Origin of the sequence: Sinomonas atrocyanea (genome assembly GCF_001577305.1) — a bacterium.
GTDB lineage: Bacteria > Actinomycetota > Actinomycetes > Actinomycetales > Micrococcaceae > Sinomonas > Sinomonas atrocyanea.
On record NZ_CP014518.1, the window covers coordinates 290,657 to 307,146 of the forward strand.

Sequence of the window (16,490 nt, forward strand, 5' to 3'; positions counted from 1 at the left end):
ACCCGGGATGCCGTGCGAGACCGTGCGAAGGAGCGCGCCATGAAGAAGCTCATCAACGATCCCCAGAAGGTGGTCGACGAATCGGTGGAGGGCTTCGGCCTGGCCCACGCGGACCTCGTCGCCGTCCACACCGACCCCATCTTCATCAGCCGGGCCGGCGGCGCCGTGCAGGGCAAGGTCGGGCTGGTCTCCGGCGGCGGCAGCGGCCACGAGCCGCTCCACGGCGGCTACGTGGGCCGCGGGATGCTCGACGCCGCGGTGCCCGGGGCCGTCTTCACCTCCCCGACCCCTGACGCGATCATCCCGGCGACCCAGGCCGCGGACGGCGGGGCCGGCGTGGTGCACATCGTGAAGAACTACACCGGGGACGTCCTCAACTTCGAGACCGCCGGCGAGATGTGCGCGGCCGAGGGCATCGAGGTGCGCACCGTGCTCGTCAACGACGACGTCGCGGTCGAGGACTCCCTCTACACCGCCGGGCGGCGCGGTGTAGCCGGCACGGTCCTCGTGGAGAAGATCGCCGGTGCCGCGGCCGAGCGCGGAGACTCGCTCGACGCCGTCGAGGCCGTGGGCAACCGGGTCGTGGCCAACGTCCGATCGATGGGGCTCGCCCTCACCCCGTGCACCGTGCCGCACGCGGGCAAGCCGAGCTTCGAGCTGGCCGAGGACGAGATCGAGATCGGCATCGGCATCCACGGCGAGCCCGGCCGCCACCGCGTAGGCCTCGAGCCCGCGGACGCGCTCACGGAGCACCTGCTCACCCCGGTGGTCGAGGACCTCGGGATCGGCTCGGGGGAGAAGGCGCTGCTGTTCGTCAACGGCATGGGCGGGACCCCGCTGTCCGAGCTGTACATCGTGTACCGCAGGGCCGCCCAGCTGCTCGCCGACCGCGGCGTGACGGTGGAGCGCAGCCTCGTGGGCAACTACATCACCTCGCTCGAGATGCAGGGCTGCTCGGTGACCGTCCTGCGGCTCGACGACGAGCTGACCGAGCTGTGGGACGCGCCCGTGCACACGCCCGCCCTGCGGTGGGGGGCCTGATGCCGGAACTGGACGCGGTCTGGGCCGAGCGGTGGCTGCGCGAGAGTGCGCGGGTCATCGCCGAGCACCGTGAGGAGCTGATCGACCTCGATCGCGCGATCGGGGACGGCGACCACGGCGAGAACATGGACCGGGGCTTCAGGGCCATCGTGGCCAAGCTGGACGAGGAGACGCCGGATTCGGTCGCGGCGGCGCTCAAGCTGGCCGCCATGATGCTCATGAGCAAGGTGGGCGGGGCCGCGGGGCCCCTCTACGGCACGGCCTACCTGCGCGCCTCCACGGCGGTCAGCGGGGCGGACGCCCTCGACGGATCGGCCGTCGCGGCCATGCTCACCGCCGGCAGGGACGGGATCGTGGCCCGCGGCAAGGCGGAGTCGGGGGACAAGACCATGGTGGATGCCTGGACCCCGGCCGCCGAGGCCGCACAGGATGCAGGGGACGGCGTGGCCGCGCTGTCCGCCGCCGCGGACGCCGCCGAGGCCGGCGCCCAGGCCACGAAGCCGCTCGTGGCCCGCAAGGGCCGGGCCAGCTACCTCGGGGAACGCAGCGCGGGCCACCTCGACCCCGGGGCCGTCTCGAGCGCGTACATCCTGCGGGCCGCGGTCACCGCGGCCACGAGCGGGGACATGGCGTGACTCCAGTCGGGCTGCTCATCGTCTCCCACAGCGCGCGCCTCGCCGAAGGCGTGGTCGAGGTCGCCGCCCAGATGGCCGCCGGGGTCCCCCTCGTCGCGGCAGGAGGGACGGACGACGGCGGGGTGGGCACCTCGTTCGAGAAGGTCATGGAAGGCATCGTGGCCGCCGACACGGGGGAGGGGGTCGTGGTCCTGACAGACCTCGGTTCCGCGGTCATGACGGCCGAGTCCGTGCTCGAGTTCCTTGACGACGAGCAGCGCGCCAAGGTCCGGATCGCCGACGCCGCGCTCGTGGAGGGCGCGGTCGCGGCCGCCGTCGCGTCGAAGGCGGGCGCGGGGCTGGAGGGGGTGGCCCGGGCCGCCGAGGAGGCCGTGCACGGGGCCGAGGCGGAGGAGGCCCCCGAGCTCACGGAGCCCACGGAGTCCGCCGTCCTGACGCTGACCAATCCCCTGGGCCTGCACGCGCGGCCCGCCGCGATCCTGGCCGGGCGCCTCTCGGCGTTCGACACGGCGGTGACCGTCAACGGTGTCGACGGCCAGTCCGTCATGGCGCTGATGGCCCTCGGCGCCGGCCAGGGCGAGCAGCTCGTCGTCGAGGCTTCGGGCCCCGACGCCGCCCAGGCCCTCGCGTTCGTGCGCGAGCAGGTCGAGGCGGGCTTCGGCGAACACTGAGCCCCGCCTTCTGAAAGTCACGTCCTGAAGGTCACCTCCTGAAAGTCACCTCCTGTGGGTACCCGCAGGAGGTGCCCCACAGGAGGTGCCCCACAGGAGGTGACTCCCAGAAAGGGCCGGGGGTTGTGAAAGGAGTGTTTCACCAACAGTGAACGCCCCTGTGCTTCACGCCACATCGCGGGGTTGAATCGGAGGCATGACTGCCGAGACCGCCGCCGTCACCATGGCCGGCACCACGCCCGCGTCCGCAGAGCCAGCCGCCCGGCCGGAGACGCCGTTCCACGACCTCGACCACTACGTGGCCATGCCCCGCCTCTCCGGGCTGGCCCTGAGCCCCGACGGCGCCCGGCTCGTCACCACCGTCGCGACGCTGAACGGCAAGGGCACCGAGTACGGGACCGCCCTGTGGGAGATCGACCCCGCCGGCCACGCCCCGGCGCGCCGCATCACCCGCAGCGCCAAGGGCGAGGCGGGGGCCGCCTTCGCCGCGAACGGGGACCTTTACTTCACCTCGGCCCGGCCCGACCCGGACAAGCCCGACGAGGAGCCTGTCAACGCGCTCTGGCTCCTGCCGCGCGCCGGCGGGGAGGCGAGGGTCGTGCTCGGCCGCGCGGGCGGCGTCGACCGCGTCATCACGGCCCAGAAGGCGGACGCGACCTTCGTTCAGGCGTCCGTGCTCCCCGGCAGCGCCGACGAGGCCGACGACGAGGCACGCCGCAAGGGCCGCAAGGAGGCCAAGGTCGCGGCGATCCTGCACTCCTCCTACCCGGTGCGCTTCTGGGACTCCGACCTCGGGCCCGCCGAGCCGCGGCTGTTCGCCGTCGAGCGCTCGACGGCCGCGCCCGAGCCCGGCAAGCCCGCCACGGTGGACGCCGCCCCGGCGCTCGAGCTCCGCAGCCTCACCGCAGACGTCGGCCCCGCCCTCCGCTTCGGCGAGGCGCACGCGAGCCCCGACGGCCGCACCATCTACGCCTCGGTCGCCAAGCCCCTCGCGAAGGGCGACCTCCGCAGCGAGCTCATAGCGATCGACGTCGCCTCCGGCACGCGCCGCACGCTGCTGTCCGAGGATCGGATGGACTACACCGCCGGCCCGGTGAGCCCGGATGGGCGGACCGTCGCCGTGGTCGTCGAGCCGCACACGACGCCGACCAGCGCCTACCGCAGCGAGCTCCACCTCCTCGATGTCGAGACCGGGCAGCTGCGGCGCCTGGCGCCCGAGTGGGACCGGATGCCGCACCCGGCCGCGTGGCTCCCGGACGGCTCCGCGCTGCTCGTCACCGCGGACGAGGCCGGCCGCTCGCCCGTGTTCCGCCTCGACCCCGCCAGCGGGGAGGCCACCGCGGTGACGCACGACGACGCGGCCTACACCGACGTCCTCGTCGCGCCGGAGGGGGCCACCGCGTACGCCCTGCGCAGCTCCTACCTCTTCCCGCCCGAGGCCGTGCGGATCGACCTCGCGACCGGCGAGACCACGCGTCTGGGCAACCCGGTGGAACGGCCGGAGATCCCCGGCCGCCTCGAGGAGGTCACGGCCACCGCCGAGGACGGGACCCCGCTGCGCGCGTGGCTCGCCCTCCCTGCGGAGTCCCCCGACGGCGGCAAGCACCCCCTCCTCCTTTGGATCCACGGCGGCCCGATCAGCTCCTGGAACGCCTGGACGTGGCGGTGGAACCCCTGGCTGCTCGCGGCGCAGGGCTACGCGGTCCTGCTCCCGGACCCGGCCCTGTCCACGGGGTACGGCCAGCACTTCATCGACCGCGGCTGGGGCCGGTGGGGCGCCGAGCCGTACACGGACCTCATGGCCGTCACCGACGCGGCGCTCCGGCGCGGCGACCTCGATCCCGAGCGCACGGCGGCGATGGGCGGCTCCTTCGGCGGCTACATGGCCAACTGGGTGGCCGGGCACACTGACCGCTTCCGCGCGATCGTGACGCACGCGAGCCTGTGGGCCCTCGACGCCTTCGGCCCGACCACCGACATGGCGCTGTACTGGGCCAAGGAGATGGACGAGGCCATGATGCAGGCCAACTCCCCGCACCACTCGGTCGGCGAGATCCGCACGCCCATGCTCGTGATCCACGGTGACAAGGACTACCGCGTGCCGATCGGCGAGGGCCTGCGCCTGTGGTGGGAGCTCCTCTCCGCCTCGCAGCTCGCCGCGGACGACGAAGGCAGGACCCCGCACCGGTTCCTGTACTTCCCGGACGAGAACCACTGGATCCTCCAGCCCCAGCACGCCAAGGTCTGGTACGGCGTGGTGTCCGCCTTCCTCGCCGAGCACGTCCTGGGCGAGTCCCGGGAACTGCCGAAGGAGCTCGGCCTCTAGCGCTGGGGGCGCCCGGCCGGCGGGGGGCCGCCCCGCGCCGTCCGGGCGCCTCGATGCGCCGGAACTAGGATGGAGCGCATGACCGAGACCGTCGCCGCACCTGCCCCGCCCTTTACCCTCCGGCGGGCGCGGACGGGAGACGTGGCGGCGATCAAGCGCCTCGTGGCCCCGCTCGCCGAGCGCCGGATCCTCATCTCGAAGGAGTCGGTGGCCTACTACGAGGCCATCCAGGAGTTCCGCGTCGCCGAGGCGCCGGACGGCGAGCTGGTGGGCTGCGGCGCCCTCCACGTCATGTGGGAGGACCTCGCCGAGATCCGCACCCTCGCCGCGGCGGATTCGTGGCGCGGGCGCGGCGTGGGGCACGCGCTCGTGGAGCAGCTGCTGCGGGAGGCGCGCGACGTTGGGGTACAGCGGGTCTTCTGCCTCACGTTCGAGGTGGGCTTCTTCGAGCGGCACGGCTTCGAGGTCATGGCCGACCAGTCCGGCGTGGACCCCGAGGTGTACTCCGAGCTGCTGCGCTCGCACGACGAGGGCGTCGCCGAGTTCCTCGACCTCGCCCGGGTCAAGCCCAACACCCTCGGGAACACGCGCATGATCCGCTGGCTGCACGGGCGCGCCCGCGAGTAGGAGGGCATATCGACACAACTCACGGCCGGTACAGGGCAGAAATGCGCCGAAGGGGGCGTGAGCTGTGTCGAAATGCCCGGGACGTTCAGGGCAGCCGCAGCCGGCCGGCCTCCTCGACTGCGAGTCCGTCGGCGAGCAGCCCGGCAACGGCGCGCTCAAGCTGGTCGGGGCCGGTCCCCAAGGCATGCAGCCTGCCCAGCGCGGCCGTCACGGCACCCCCTGCCGGCGGCCCCGCAGCACCGGGCACGGGCGCCTCGAACAGGACCCGGGCCACGGGATGCTCGGCGGCCCGGAGCACGGCCATGACCGCGCCGCGGACCTGCCGGTCCGTGCCGTGCCATGCCTGCCCGCGCGGCGTGTACGTGGGCGGCGGCTCGCCCGCGGCGCGCCACGCGCACTCGGCGGCGACGGGGCACGCCGCGCACCGGGGGGAGCGGGCCGTGCAGACCACGGCGCCCAGCTCCATCGCCGCCGCGTTCCACGCGACGGAGAGGGCCGTGTCCTCCGGCAGCAGTGCGGCCGCCCGGCGCTGCTCCGCCGCCGTGAGCGCCGGGGCCGGCAGGGCCTCGCCGCCGAGGAGTCTGGCGTGCACCCGGCGGATGTTCGTGTCCACCACTGTGGCCCGGCGTCCGAAGGCGAACGCGGCCACGGCCGCCGCGGTGTACGAGCCCACCCCGGGCAGCGCCCGCAGCGCCTCCTCGGTGTCCGGCAGCTCTCCGCCGTGCTCGGCCACGATCACGGCAGCGGCCGCGTGCAGCCGCAGCGCCCGTCGCGGATAGCCCAGGCGCCCCCAGGCGCGGACCGCCTCGCCGGACGGCTCGGCCGCGAGGTCCGCCGGGTTCGGCCACCGCTCCATCCACTCGCGCCACACCGGCAGGACCCGCACCACGGGGGTCTGCTGGAGCATGACCTCGCTCACGAGCACGCCCCAGGGCGTGCGGTCGCCGGCACGCCACGGCAGGTCCCGGGCCTCGCGCGAGAACCAGTCGGCGAGTTCGGTGTGGAGGTGCGCGAGCGCGCCGGTCCCGCCGGACGCGGTCTCGTCGGATCCTGGCGCACGACGGCGGGTCGCGGCTGGAGCGGTCACGGGGGCCTTTCGGGACACGGACGCCTCGCGGCGGTCGGGACGGTGAGGGGTGCGTCCCACTGTAGCGGCCCGCGGCGCGCCGGGCGGAGCTGGCCGCCCATTGCTCCGTAGCCTAGGAGCATGGCAGGGCAGGGCAACGACAGGGCACGCACGCGCACACCGAAGGGGGCGCGGCGCCAGAGCCCCGAGGTGTACCGGCGCCGGCGCATCGCCGTGGGCGTCCTCATGGCCCTCATCCTGATCGTCCTCGGTGGCGGCGTCTGGGCGGCAGTGGCTGCCGTGAGCTCGAGTGCAGGGGGACCCGGGCCGGCGCAGTCCTCGGACGCTGCGGCGGCCCCGAGCGCGTCCGCGACGGACTCGGCGGCGGCCAGCCAGCCGGCGTCGTCCTCGGCCGCCCCGTCCGCCTCGGCAGCCCAGAGTTCCGCGGCCCCGAGCCCGAGCCCGAGCGCCACGCCGGCCTGCGACCCGCACCTCATCTCTGTCTCGGCGGCGACGGACAAGGCGAGCTACGCGCCCGCGGACAAGCCGGTCTTCACCCTCAAGGTGACCAACGGGAACACGGTCCCGTGCGCGGTCAACGTGGGCACCACGCAGATGGAGTTCCTCGTGGTCAGCGGCGCGGACCGCATCTTCTCCTCCAAGGACTGCCAGGCCGACGCGCAGGACCTGATCAAGACGATCCCCGCCGGCGGCTCCGAGACGGCCAACTTCCCGTGGCAGCGCGTGCGCAGCACGGAGGGCTGCAAGGCCGTGACGGGCGAACCGAAACCGGGCATCTACGTGCTGACGGCCTCGCTCGGCCCTGTCACGAGCTCCAAGGCCGTGTTCGAGCTCAAGTAGCGCCCGGCTCCACGTCTCAGAGGAAGCGGTCGAGCAGGCTGGCCTCCGCCATGCGCGAGAGGCCCTCGCGGACGGTGCGGGCACGCTGCTCGCCGATGCCGTCCACCGTCATGAGGTCCTCGATCGTCGCGGCCATGAGGTTCTGGAGTCCACCGAAGTGGTCCACGAGCCGATCCGAGACCGCCCGGGGCACGGACTTGAGGCCGGAGATGAGACGGTAGCCGCGAGGCTGGACCACAGCATCGAGGGTCTCGGTGCCGCCGGCGTAGCCGAGGATGCCCGCGATCTTGTTGAGGTCGATCAGGTCCACGCTCGAGAGCTGGGTCAGTGCCGCTGCGGCGGCGTCGATGGTCTCGAGGGGCACCCCGTCCCCGGCGTAGTCGCGGATTACGACGTCGGCGCCCGGCCCGAGCCCCGTGGTGAGCTCCTCGAGCTGGAGCGCGAGGAGGCGGCCGTCGTCGCCGAGTTCCAGGACGTACTGGGCGATCTCCTCCGAGATGCGCTGGACCATGACCTGGCGCTGGAGCGTCTGGGCGACGTCCCGGACCGTGACCATGGCCTCGATCTCCAGCGCGGAGAGGGAGTGGGTGACCTGGTCGAGGCGGGCGCGGTAGCGCTCGAGGGTCGCGAGGGCCTGGTTGGCGCGCGCGAGGACCCGCTCGGAGTTCTCGATCACGTGCCGGATGCCCTGCACGTACAGCGCGATGATCTGCATCGACTGGCTCACCGAGATGACGGGCAGGCCCGTCTGCTTCGCGACGCGCTCCGCGGTGCGGTGGCGGGTGCCCGACTCGTGGGTCTCGATCGAGGAGTCGGGGACGAGGTGCACCGCGGCCTTGACGATGGTGCGGGCGTCGCGGTCGCAGACGATCGCCCCGTCCATCTTCGCCAGCTCGCGCAGCCGGGTGGGGGAGAACTCGATCCCGATCTCGAAGCCGCCCGAGCACAGCGACTCGACCGTCCGGTCATAGCCGAGGACGATCAGCGCACCCGTCCGGCCCCGCAGGATGCGCTCGAGGCCGTCGCGGAGGCCTGTTCCGGGTGCGACCCGGGCCAAGGTGGCTTTGAGCACGTCCTCGGGGGTCCGAGCCATGAGTGTTTCCCTTTCCTGCGCCGCGCGTGGCGCGGAGCACGGTTCCCATGGTATCCGCGCGTGTCGCGGGCGGAGACGGTTGTCAGGGCGCGGAAGGCAACGATTCGGGCACGACCCGGGCCCTACTCGGCGCCGGGGATGAGGAGCTCGAGGGCCTCGGCGACGTGGCTGACCTCCTTGACCCGGAAGCCCGGAGGCACTTCGCCCGGTCCGTTCGGGCTCGCGGGCACCACCGCATGGGTGAAGCCGAGGCGGTGCGCCTCCTGGATGCGCCGCCCGATCCCCGGGACCGGGCGGACCTCGCCGGCGAGGCCCACCTCGCCGAAGGCAATGAGCCGCTGGGGGAGCGCCGTGCGGGTCTTGGCGGACGCGACGGCGAGCGCCACGGCGAGGTCGGTGGCCGGCTCGCTCAGCCGCACCCCGCCCACCGTCGCCACGTAGGTGTCGTCCTTGTGCAGGAGGCAGCCCGCGCGCTGCTGCAGCACCGCGAGGAGCATCGAGACGCGCGAGGAGTCCAGGCCGCTCGTGGCGCGCCGAGGCTGCGAGGTGGCCGACTCCGCGAGCAGCGACTGCACCTCCGCCAGCAGCGGCCGGCGGCCCTCGAGGGTGACGGTGATGCACGTGCCCGAGACCGGGTCCTTGGTGCGGGAGACGAACAGCCCGGAGGGGTCTGCCACGCTCATGATCCCGGTCTCGGCGAGGTCGAAGCAGCCCACCTCGTCCGTGGGCCCGTACCGGTTCTTGACGGCGCGCAGGAGCCTGAGCCGCGAGTGGCGCTCGCCCTCGAACTGGCAGACCACGTCGACGAGGTGCTCGAGCAGCCGCGGGCCGGCGATCGAGCCGTCCTTCGTCACGTGCCCGACGAGGAGGGTGGTCATGTTGCGGCGCTTCGCGGCGGCGATGATCGAGGCCGCGACCTCGCGCACCTGGGAGACACCGCCCGCGCTCCCGTCCACCTCGGGGCTCGAGAGCGTCTGCACCGAGTCCACGACGAGCAGCTGGGGTGCGACCTTCTCGACGTGCCCGAGGGCCTGCGACAGGTCGGTCTCCGAGGCGAGGAAGAGCCGCGGAGCGACGGCGTCGATCCGCTCGGCGCGCAGCTTGACCTGGGCGGCGGACTCCTCGCCCGTGACGTAGAGGACGTCCTTCCCGCCCCCGGCCACCTTGGCCGCGACATCGAGCAGGAGGGTGGACTTGCCGACCCCGGGCTCGCCGGCGAGCAGGATCACCGCCCCCGGGACGAGGCCGCCGCCGAGCACCCGGTCCAGCTCGCCGACCCCGGTGGGCAGGAACGCCGCGTCCGTCGCGTCGACCTCAGCGATCGGGCGCGCTGCCTCGAGGACGGTCGCCGCCGCCGTCGTCCGGGCCACGACTCCGCCGACCTCTTCCACGGTGCCCCACGCCTGGCACTCCCCGCAGCGGCCCACCCATTTGGCGGTGGTCCAGCCGCATTCGGCGCAGCGGTAGCCCGGTGCCTTCCCGGAGCGTGCCGCCGTGCGCGTAGAGGTCTTGGTCGCCATGCGCCAAGGCTATTGCAGGGTGCCGACACTTCTCGCACGGCGGACCCGGCGCCGGCCCGCGAGCCTAGAGGCGCGGCAAGAGCGCGACCGCCTCCTGGCGGTCGTAGCCGGTGGCCTCGAGCAGGTCGATGACCATGGGCCGCAGCAGGATCACGAGGGCCTCGCCCTCGAGGCGCTCGACCCGCAGCTTGCGGGGGTGCACGCGGGCCGCGATCTCGGACAGGGCCAGCCGGGCCGAGCGCATCTGCGCGCTGCGCTCCTCCTGGCGCTCGGCGATGAGGCCCCGGGCCACGTCCTCGAGGGCATCCGCAGTGTCTTCGAGCAGCTGGGCGATGCTCTCCGCGGCGCCCTCGGCCAGGGCCGCGTTGTTGATGACCGAGGCGAGCCGCCGCGCCACGACCCGCCCGTTGCGCAAGGCGAGGTCGAGGTACTCGACCGCCGTCTCGATCTCCTCGAGCTCCGCCCGGTGGCGCCGGTACGCCGGGGCGAGCCGCGCCACCTCCGAGGAGGCCACGAGGCTCGCCCGGATCGCGTCGACCTTGCCCTGCGAGCCCCGGCCCCGGACGAGGGCGTGCCACGCCTGGGTCGAGTCGGCCTCGGCGAGGGCGCCGGCGCACTCGCGCAGCATCGTGGAGAATGCGTCGACGAGCTCGCGCAGGTCCCGCCGGGGCTGGACCCGGGGATCGCGGGGGAAGAGGGCCGTGATGGCCAGGGCCATGAGGCCGCCCACGATGGCGTCGAGGCTGCGCGTGAAGGGCCCGCCGCTTGCCGGGGGCAGCAGCACCACGAACAGCGACTGGACCCCGAGCTGGGTCGCCAGGATGACCCCGCGGTCGATGAACCGCGCGAGCAGGATCGAGATGAACAGGATGACCCCGGCCTGCCAGAGCCCCGCCCCCAGCAGGTGCATGAGCAGGTCGCCCACGGCGATGCCGAGCGTGCAGCCGACCGCCACCTCGAGCACCTTGCGCACCGTGAGGTCCCGGCCGAATCCGAGCGAGACGAGCGCGGAGGTGGCCGCGAAGATCGGGGCGGTGTGCCCCAGCACGTACTCGGCGATGAAGTACGCCAGCACCGCGCCGAGCGTCATGCCGACCGCGGGCATGAGGGACCGGCGCACCCGCACGGTGCCCGAGGACTGGAGGTCCTTGAGGTAGTCGCGCGCGATCGACCACGCCCGCGCCGCGGCCGGGGCGCCCTTCGTGTCCATAGACGCCAAGTCTAGGGAGCGACCCCAGCCCGCAGGGGCCGCGGGGATGGTGCATTAGTGCGGTGTGATGAAGATGGCAAGTCTTAGGGCCAAGGGTCACGGCGAATCCGCGTGCAGTTCATCTTTCGTTAACCATGCGCGCGCAGACTCGTTACCTGTCGGCCCTAGCTTCGACAACAGTACGGCTCGTACGCACCCACACCACCCAAGAAGGGGCAATCTTCGTGAAGGCACTCCGTTTCGGCCGCCTCTCGGCCGTCGCTGTCGTCGCTGCCGGCGCGCTCGCGCTCTCCGCCTGCGGCTCCGACAACGCGACCGGCACCCAGAACACCGCCGCCGCTTCCGGCTCCAAGGTCACCGGCACGCTCACCGGCACCGGTTCGAGCGCCCAGGCTTCCGCCATCGACGCCTGGAAGCAGGGCTTCACCCAGGCCAACCCCGGCGTGACCGTCCAGTACTCGCCGGACGGCTCCGGCGCCGGCCGCAAGACCTTCATCTCCGGCGCGAGCCAGTTCGCCGGCTCCGACGCGGCGATGAAGCCGGAGGAGCTCACCTCCGCCAAGCAGGTCTGCGGCCCCGACGGCGCAATGGACATCCCGGTGTACATCTCCCCGATCGCCGTGACCTTCAACGTCCCGGGCGTCAAGGAGCTCAACCTCACCCCGGACACGATCGCCAAGATCTTCCGCGGCACGGTCACCAAGTGGAATGACCCGGCGATCGCCGCGGACAACTCGGGTGTCAGCCTCCCGGACCTGAAGATCACCCCCGTGCACCGCTCCGACGACTCGGGCACCACCCAGAACTTCACGGAGTACCTGGCGGCCGCCGCCCCGTCCGTGTGGACCGACAAGGGCGCCCAGACCTGGCCGTCCTCGCTCCCGGGCGAGAACGCCAAGGGCACCTCGGGCGTCGTCAAGACCGTCACCGACACCCCCGGTGCGTTCGCGTACGCCGATGACTCCGCCGTGACCAGCAGCCTCGGCAAGGCCAAGGTCAAGGTCGGCAACACGTTCGTGGCCCTCTCCGCCGACGGTGCCGCGAAGGCCGTGGCGCTGTCCAAGCCGGCTTCCGGCCGCGCCGCGAACGACCTGGCCCTGAACCTGGACCGCACGCCCACGGACTCCTCGGCCTACCCGATCGTGCTCGTGTCGTACCACGTCGTCTGCACGGCCTACAAGGACCAGGCCACGGCCGACCTCGTGAAGGCCTGGGAGACCTACGTGGTCTCCGACGCCGGCCAGAAGGCCGCCGCCTCGGCCGCGAAGAGCGCCCCGCTCTCCTCGGACCTCGCCGCCAAGGCCAAGACCGCGATCGACTCGATCAAGGTCAAGTCCTAATTTCCGCGCCGTGCCTGCCCGTCCCGGCCGATTCCGGCCGGGGCGGGCATTGCACTGGGTACCAGAGGACGTGACAAGATGACGAGAACTGACGGCGGGCATCTCGATGCCGCACTCGAGGGACCGGACGTGACAACCACCCAGACCGATACGAACTCCGAGCAGTCCGAGGGCCGCGGCCGCTTCGGAGCCGGCAGCGGTGCCTCGGGCGACAGGATCTTCTCCGGCGCTGCCCTCGCGGCGGGCGTGGTGATCCTCGTCGTCCTGTTCGCTGTCGCCGCGTTCCTCGTCGCCCAGGCCGTGCCCGCGCTCGTCGCCCCGCAGGACCAGGTGGCAGGGGGCCAGGGCTTCTGGGCCTACATCGTCCCGCTCGTCATCGGCACCGTGATCGCCGCGGCGATCGCCCTCGTCATCGCGACGCCCATCTCGATCGGTGTGGCGCTCTTCATCTCGCACTACGCCCCGCGCAAGCTCGCGCAGGTCCTCGGCTACATCATCGACCTCCTCGCGGCCATCCCGTCGGTCATCTTCGGCGCCTGGGGCATCCTGTTCCTCGCCCCCGCCGTCGTCCCCGGCTACACTTGGCTCGCCTCGACGCTCGGGTGGATCCCGATCTTCGCCGGGCCGGCCTCGGCGACCGGCAAGACGATCCTCACCGCGTCCATCGTCCTCGCCGTCATGGTCATCCCGATCATCACCTCGATCTCGCGCGAGATCTTCCTCCAGACGCCCAAGCTCCACGAGGAGGCCGCGCTCGCCCTCGGCGCGACCCGCTGGGAGATGGTCCGCATGGCCGTCTTCCCGTTCGCCCGGCCCGGCGTCATCAGCGCGATCATGCTCGGCCTGGGCCGCGCGCTCGGAGAGACCATGGCCGTGGCGCTCGTACTTTCCTCGGGGCCGCTCATCGCGAGCCTCATCCGGTCCGGCAACCAGACCATCGCCGCCGAGATCGCCCTGAACTTCCCTGAGGCCTCGGGTCTCAGCCTCAGCACGCTCATCGCGGCGGGCCTCGTGTTGTTCGTGATCACCCTGCTGGTCAACGTCATCGCACGCTGGGTCATCAGCCGCCACAAGGAATTCTCGGGAGCCAACTGACATGGCCACGACCGTCCTCCAGCGGCGCAGCTCCGCGCTGACCCGCAACCGCCTGCCCCGCTTCGCGCCCTGGGCCGCGCTCGCCGTCGCCCTCGTGGTCGGCGCAGCCGCGGCCTCCCTCGTCGGCTTCAGCCTCTTCGGGTGGGGCATCTTCGCCGCGATCGCCTTCACGGTGGTCTACGCCGGCTGGAGCGCCGCGGTCGAGGGTCCCCGCAAGGCCAAGGACAAGCTCGCCACGTGCCTCGTGGTCGGCGCGTTCCTCATCGCGCTCCTCCCGCTCGTCTCCGTCCTGTGGACCGTGGTGGTCGAGGGCCTCAAGGGGCTCACGACGCCGGGCTTCCTCGGCACGTCCATGAACGGCGTGAGCGGCATCCAGGACAACGAGTCCGTCAACAACGGCACCCATGTGCTCGGCGGCATCTACCACGCCCTCATGGGCACGCTGCTCATCACCCTCTGGGCGACGATCATCTCCGTGCCGATCGGCCTGCTCACCTCGATCTACCTCGTCGAGTACGGCAACGGCCGCCCCCTCGCGAAGGCGATCACGTTCTTCGTCGACGTCATGACCGGCATCCCCTCGATCGTCGCGGGCCTGTTCGCCGCGGCCTTCTTCGCCACGCTCCTCGGCCCCGGCACCAAGACCGGCTTCGTGGCGGCCGTCGCGCTGTCGGTGCTCATGATCCCCGTGGTGGTCCGCTCGAGCGAGGAGATGCTGCGGATCGTCCCCAACGAGCTGCGCGAGGCCGCATACGCGCTCGGCGTGCGGAAGTGGCGCACCGTCCTCAAGGTGGTGATCCCGACGGCGATCTCCGGCATCGCCTCCGGCGTCACCCTCGCGATCGCCCGCGTCATCGGCGAGACGGCACCGATCCTCGTCACCGCGGGGTTCGCGACGAAGATCAACCTCAACGTGTTCTCCGACTGGATGTCCTCGCTGCCGACCTTCATCTACACGCAGATCCTCAACCCGACCTCGCCGTCCAACCCGGATCCCAGCACGCAGCGCGCCTGGGGCGCGGCCCTCGTGCTCATCATCTTCGTGATGCTCCTGAACCTCATCGCCCGGCTGATCGCCCGCGTCTTCGCCCCGAAGACCGGCCGCTGACGGCACGCACCGACTACGAAGGAAACCATGTCCAAGCGAATCGACGTCAAGGACCTGAACGTCTACTACGGCGACTTCCGCGCCGTCGAGGGCGTTACCATGAACATCGAGCCCAAGTCGGTGACCGCCTTCATCGGACCGTCCGGCTGCGGCAAATCGACGTTCCTGCGCACGCTCAACCGCATGCACGAGGTCATCCCCGGCGCCCGCGTGGAGGGCGAGGTCCTCCTGGACGGCGACGACCTCTACGGCCCCGGCGTGGACCCCGTGGCCGTGCGGACGCACGTGGGCATGGTCTTCCAGCGCCCCAACCCCTTCCCCACGATGTCGATCCGCGACAACGTGCTCGCCGGCGTCAAGCTCAACGGGCGCAAGCTCTCCAAGGGGGACGCGGACTCGCTTGTCGAGCAGTCGCTGCGGGGTGCGAACCTGTGGAACGAGGTCAAGGACCGTCTGGGCAAGCCCGGCTCCGGCCTCTCGGGCGGCCAGCAGCAGCGCCTCTGCATCGCCCGTGCGATTGCCGTGAAGCCGGACGTGATCCTCATGGACGAGCCGTGCTCGGCCCTCGACCCGATCTCCACCCTCGCCATCGAGGACCTCATCGAGGAGCTCAAGGAGAACTACACGGTCGTCATCGTCACGCACAACATGCAGCAGGCGGCCCGCGTCTCGGACAAGACGGCGTTCTTCAACATCGCCGGCAGCGGGAAGCCTGGCAAGCTCATCGAGTACGCGGACACGACCACGATCTTCAACAACCCGGGCCAGAAGTCCACCGAGGACTACGTCTCCGGCCGCTTCGGCTGATCGTCGGACCCGCAGCGGACGACGGCGGGCTGCCGCGCCTCGGGCGCGGCGGCCCGCCGTCTTCGTCCGGCGCCTACCTGAGGCCGGCGAGCGGGGCGAAGGCGAGCGCGAAGACCAGGCCGAGGGCCGCCGTCGCGAGCGGGGCGACGAGCCAGAAGCGGATGAGGCGCACCACGAGCGGACCGTTCACAGACGAATAGTCCTGGTTCACCCCGGCCCCCAGCACGGAGGCGACCACCGTGTGCGTGGTCGAGAGCGGCATGTGGAGGCCGAGGGAGCCGAAGGCGAGCATCGCGCTCGTGACGAGCTGGGACACGAAGGCCCGCAGGGGGTCCATGCGGACGAGCCGGTGGCTGAGCGTGTAGGTGATGCGCCACCCGCCGGCGAGGGTGCCCGCGCCCAGCGCCAGCGCGCCCAGCACGGCGGCCCACACGGGGACGTGGTCGAAGCTCGCGCCGGATCCGAGCGTGGAGAGGACGAGGAGCGCCACGAGCCGCTGGCCGTCCTGGAGCCCGTGCCCGAAGGCCACGATGGCCGCGCCCACCGACTGGGCGGCGCGCAGGCCGGCGTGCGCCTGGCTCGGCTGGGTATGGCGGACCATCCACGTCACCGCGGGGGTGAGGACGAACGCGGCGCCGAAGGCGAGCAGGGGCGAGAGGATGAGCGGCAGCCCGATCGCGAGCCAGAACACCTGGTCGAGGCCGCCCGGCAGGTGGCCGCCGAGGATCGCCGAGGCGACGGTCGCCCCGATGAGGCCGCCCACGAGCGCGTGGGTGGACGAGGACGGGTAGCCCTTCCACCAGCCGTAGACGCCCCACAGGGTCGCCGCGACGAGCGCCGCCGCCAGCGCGGTCAGCCCCCCGCTGCCGGCCGGGACGGTCACGAACACGGTCCCGAAGGCCCTGAGCAGCCACGCCCCGGCAAGCGTGCCGAGCACGTTGAACCCCGCCGTGAGGACGACGGCGATCCCCGGCGTGAGCGCGCGGGTGCGGACCGTGAGGGCCACCGCGTTGGAGGCGTCGCGGAAGCCGTTGAGTAAGCCGAACGCGCACACCAGCACGATCGATGCGCCGACGAGCGCAGCGGCCAC

Annotated in this window: 15 protein-coding genes; 10 read left to right on the forward strand and 5 right to left on the reverse strand. The window is 72.3% G+C overall.

Annotated elements, in window-relative coordinates; all coding sequences use genetic code 11:
* Positions 1-39 precede the first annotated feature (39 nt).
* The 5 genes from dhaK (at position 40) to SA2016_RS01425 (ending at position 5,300) form a co-directional block, all read left to right on the forward strand.
* The gene (gene dhaK, locus SA2016_RS01405) at positions 40-1,041 is read left to right on the forward strand and encodes a dihydroxyacetone kinase subunit DhaK (protein WP_066494550.1); all 1,002 of its coding nucleotides are present in this window, start codon (positions 40-42) and stop codon (positions 1,039-1,041) included.
* Positions 1,041-1,676, forward strand: a complete 636-nt coding sequence (dhaL, locus tag SA2016_RS01410; protein WP_066494552.1) for a dihydroxyacetone kinase subunit DhaL — start codon at positions 1,041-1,043, stop codon at positions 1,674-1,676. Before dhaK ends, dhaL begins: the two co-directional genes overlap by 1 nt.
* Positions 1,673-2,347 (forward strand): dihydroxyacetone kinase phosphoryl donor subunit DhaM, encoded by a 675-nt coding sequence (gene dhaM, locus SA2016_RS01415; RefSeq protein WP_066494555.1) that lies wholly within the window; start codon positions 1,673-1,675, stop codon positions 2,345-2,347. Before dhaL ends, dhaM begins: the two co-directional genes overlap by 4 nt.
* 223 nt (positions 2,348-2,570) lie before the next feature.
* Positions 2,571-4,673 carry a S9 family peptidase gene (locus SA2016_RS01420; protein ID WP_066501804.1) on the forward strand — a complete coding sequence of 701 codons (2,103 nt, stop codon included), beginning with the start codon at positions 2,571-2,573 and terminating at the stop codon, positions 4,671-4,673.
* A 78-nt stretch (positions 4,674-4,751) separates the two neighbouring features.
* Positions 4,752-5,300 (forward strand): amino-acid N-acetyltransferase, encoded by a 549-nt coding sequence (locus SA2016_RS01425; RefSeq protein ID WP_066494557.1) that lies wholly within the window; start codon positions 4,752-4,754, stop codon positions 5,298-5,300.
* Positions 5,301-5,385: 85 nt separating this feature from the next.
* On the opposite strand, the gene SA2016_RS01430 is transcribed toward SA2016_RS01425, so the two are convergent.
* The gene (locus SA2016_RS01430; protein WP_141305413.1) at positions 5,386-6,387 is read right to left on the reverse strand and encodes an iron-sulfur binding domain-containing protein; all 1,002 of its coding nucleotides are present in this window, start codon (positions 6,385-6,387) and stop codon (positions 5,386-5,388) included.
* Between the two features lie 120 nt (positions 6,388-6,507).
* On the opposite strand from SA2016_RS01430, the gene SA2016_RS01435 reads away from it, so the two are divergent.
* Positions 6,508-7,227, forward strand: a complete 720-nt coding sequence (locus tag SA2016_RS01435; protein WP_066494558.1) for a hypothetical protein — start codon at positions 6,508-6,510, stop codon at positions 7,225-7,227.
* 16 nt (positions 7,228-7,243) lie between these two features.
* On the opposite strand, the gene disA is transcribed toward SA2016_RS01435, so the two are convergent.
* The 3 genes from disA to SA2016_RS01450 form a co-directional block, all read right to left on the reverse strand.
* Positions 7,244-8,320 (reverse strand): DNA integrity scanning diadenylate cyclase DisA, encoded by a 1,077-nt coding sequence (gene disA / locus SA2016_RS01440; RefSeq protein ID WP_066494559.1) that lies wholly within the window; start codon positions 8,318-8,320, stop codon positions 7,244-7,246.
* A gap of 122 nt (positions 8,321-8,442) precedes the next feature.
* Positions 8,443-9,840: a DNA repair protein RadA gene (gene radA, locus SA2016_RS01445; protein WP_066494560.1), complete on the reverse strand. Its 1,398-nt coding sequence runs from the start codon at positions 9,838-9,840 to the stop codon at positions 8,443-8,445.
* A 64-nt stretch (positions 9,841-9,904) separates the two neighbouring features.
* Positions 9,905-11,050 carry an FUSC family protein gene (locus SA2016_RS01450; protein WP_066494562.1) on the reverse strand — a complete coding sequence of 382 codons (1,146 nt, stop codon included), beginning with the start codon at positions 11,048-11,050 and terminating at the stop codon, positions 9,905-9,907.
* Between the two features lie 224 nt (positions 11,051-11,274).
* On the opposite strand from SA2016_RS01450, the gene pstS reads away from it, so the two are divergent.
* The 4 genes from pstS to pstB all read left to right on the forward strand — a co-directional run bounded on the left by pstS (position 11,275) and on the right by pstB (position 15,400).
* Positions 11,275-12,390, forward strand: coding sequence for a phosphate ABC transporter substrate-binding protein PstS (gene pstS, locus SA2016_RS01455; protein ID WP_066494564.1), 1,116 nt, complete (start codon positions 11,275-11,277; stop codon positions 12,388-12,390).
* A 78-nt stretch (positions 12,391-12,468) separates the two neighbouring features.
* Complete coding sequence (pstC, locus tag SA2016_RS01460) at positions 12,469-13,485, forward strand: phosphate ABC transporter permease subunit PstC (protein ID WP_084249219.1); 1,017 nt, start codon at positions 12,469-12,471, stop codon at positions 13,483-13,485.
* Between the two features lies 1 nt (position 13,486).
* Positions 13,487-14,593, forward strand: a complete 1,107-nt coding sequence (gene pstA, locus SA2016_RS01465) for a phosphate ABC transporter permease PstA (protein ID WP_066494567.1) — start codon at positions 13,487-13,489, stop codon at positions 14,591-14,593.
* 27 nt (positions 14,594-14,620) lie between these two features.
* Positions 14,621-15,400 (forward strand): phosphate ABC transporter ATP-binding protein PstB, encoded by a 780-nt coding sequence (pstB, locus tag SA2016_RS01470; protein WP_066494568.1) that lies wholly within the window; start codon positions 14,621-14,623, stop codon positions 15,398-15,400.
* 73 nt (positions 15,401-15,473) lie between these two features.
* Here pstB and SA2016_RS01475 read toward each other — a convergent pair whose 3' ends face one another.
* Complete coding sequence (locus tag SA2016_RS01475) at positions 15,474-16,490, reverse strand: inorganic phosphate transporter (RefSeq protein ID WP_066494571.1); 1,017 nt, start codon at positions 16,488-16,490, stop codon at positions 15,474-15,476.

Bases quoted from the DNA above. Each gene is read 5' to 3' on its own strand.
- pstB (WP_066494568.1), top strand. From the start codon at position 14,621: ATGTCCAAGCGAATCGACGTCAAGGACCTGAACGTCTACTACGGCGAC.
- radA (WP_066494560.1), bottom strand. From the start codon at position 9,840: ATGGCGACCAAGACCTCTACGCGCACGGCGGCACGCTCCGGGAAGGCA.
- dhaL (WP_066494552.1), top strand. From the start codon at position 1,041: ATGCCGGAACTGGACGCGGTCTGGGCCGAGCGGTGGCTGCGCGAGAGT.
- dhaK (WP_066494550.1), top strand. From the start codon at position 40: ATGAAGAAGCTCATCAACGATCCCCAGAAGGTGGTCGACGAATCGGTG.
- SA2016_RS01420 (WP_066501804.1), top strand. From the start codon at position 2,571: ATGGCCGGCACCACGCCCGCGTCCGCAGAGCCAGCCGCCCGGCCGGAG.
- SA2016_RS01435 (WP_066494558.1), top strand. From the start codon at position 6,508: ATGGCAGGGCAGGGCAACGACAGGGCACGCACGCGCACACCGAAGGGG.
- disA (WP_066494559.1), bottom strand. From the start codon at position 8,320: ATGGCTCGGACCCCCGAGGACGTGCTCAAAGCCACCTTGGCCCGGGTC.
- pstA (WP_066494567.1), top strand. From the start codon at position 13,487: ATGGCCACGACCGTCCTCCAGCGGCGCAGCTCCGCGCTGACCCGCAAC.
- SA2016_RS01425 (WP_066494557.1), top strand. From the start codon at position 4,752: ATGACCGAGACCGTCGCCGCACCTGCCCCGCCCTTTACCCTCCGGCGG.
- SA2016_RS01450 (WP_066494562.1), bottom strand. From the start codon at position 11,050: ATGGACACGAAGGGCGCCCCGGCCGCGGCGCGGGCGTGGTCGATCGCG.
- pstC (WP_084249219.1), top strand. From the start codon at position 12,469: ATGACGAGAACTGACGGCGGGCATCTCGATGCCGCACTCGAGGGACCG.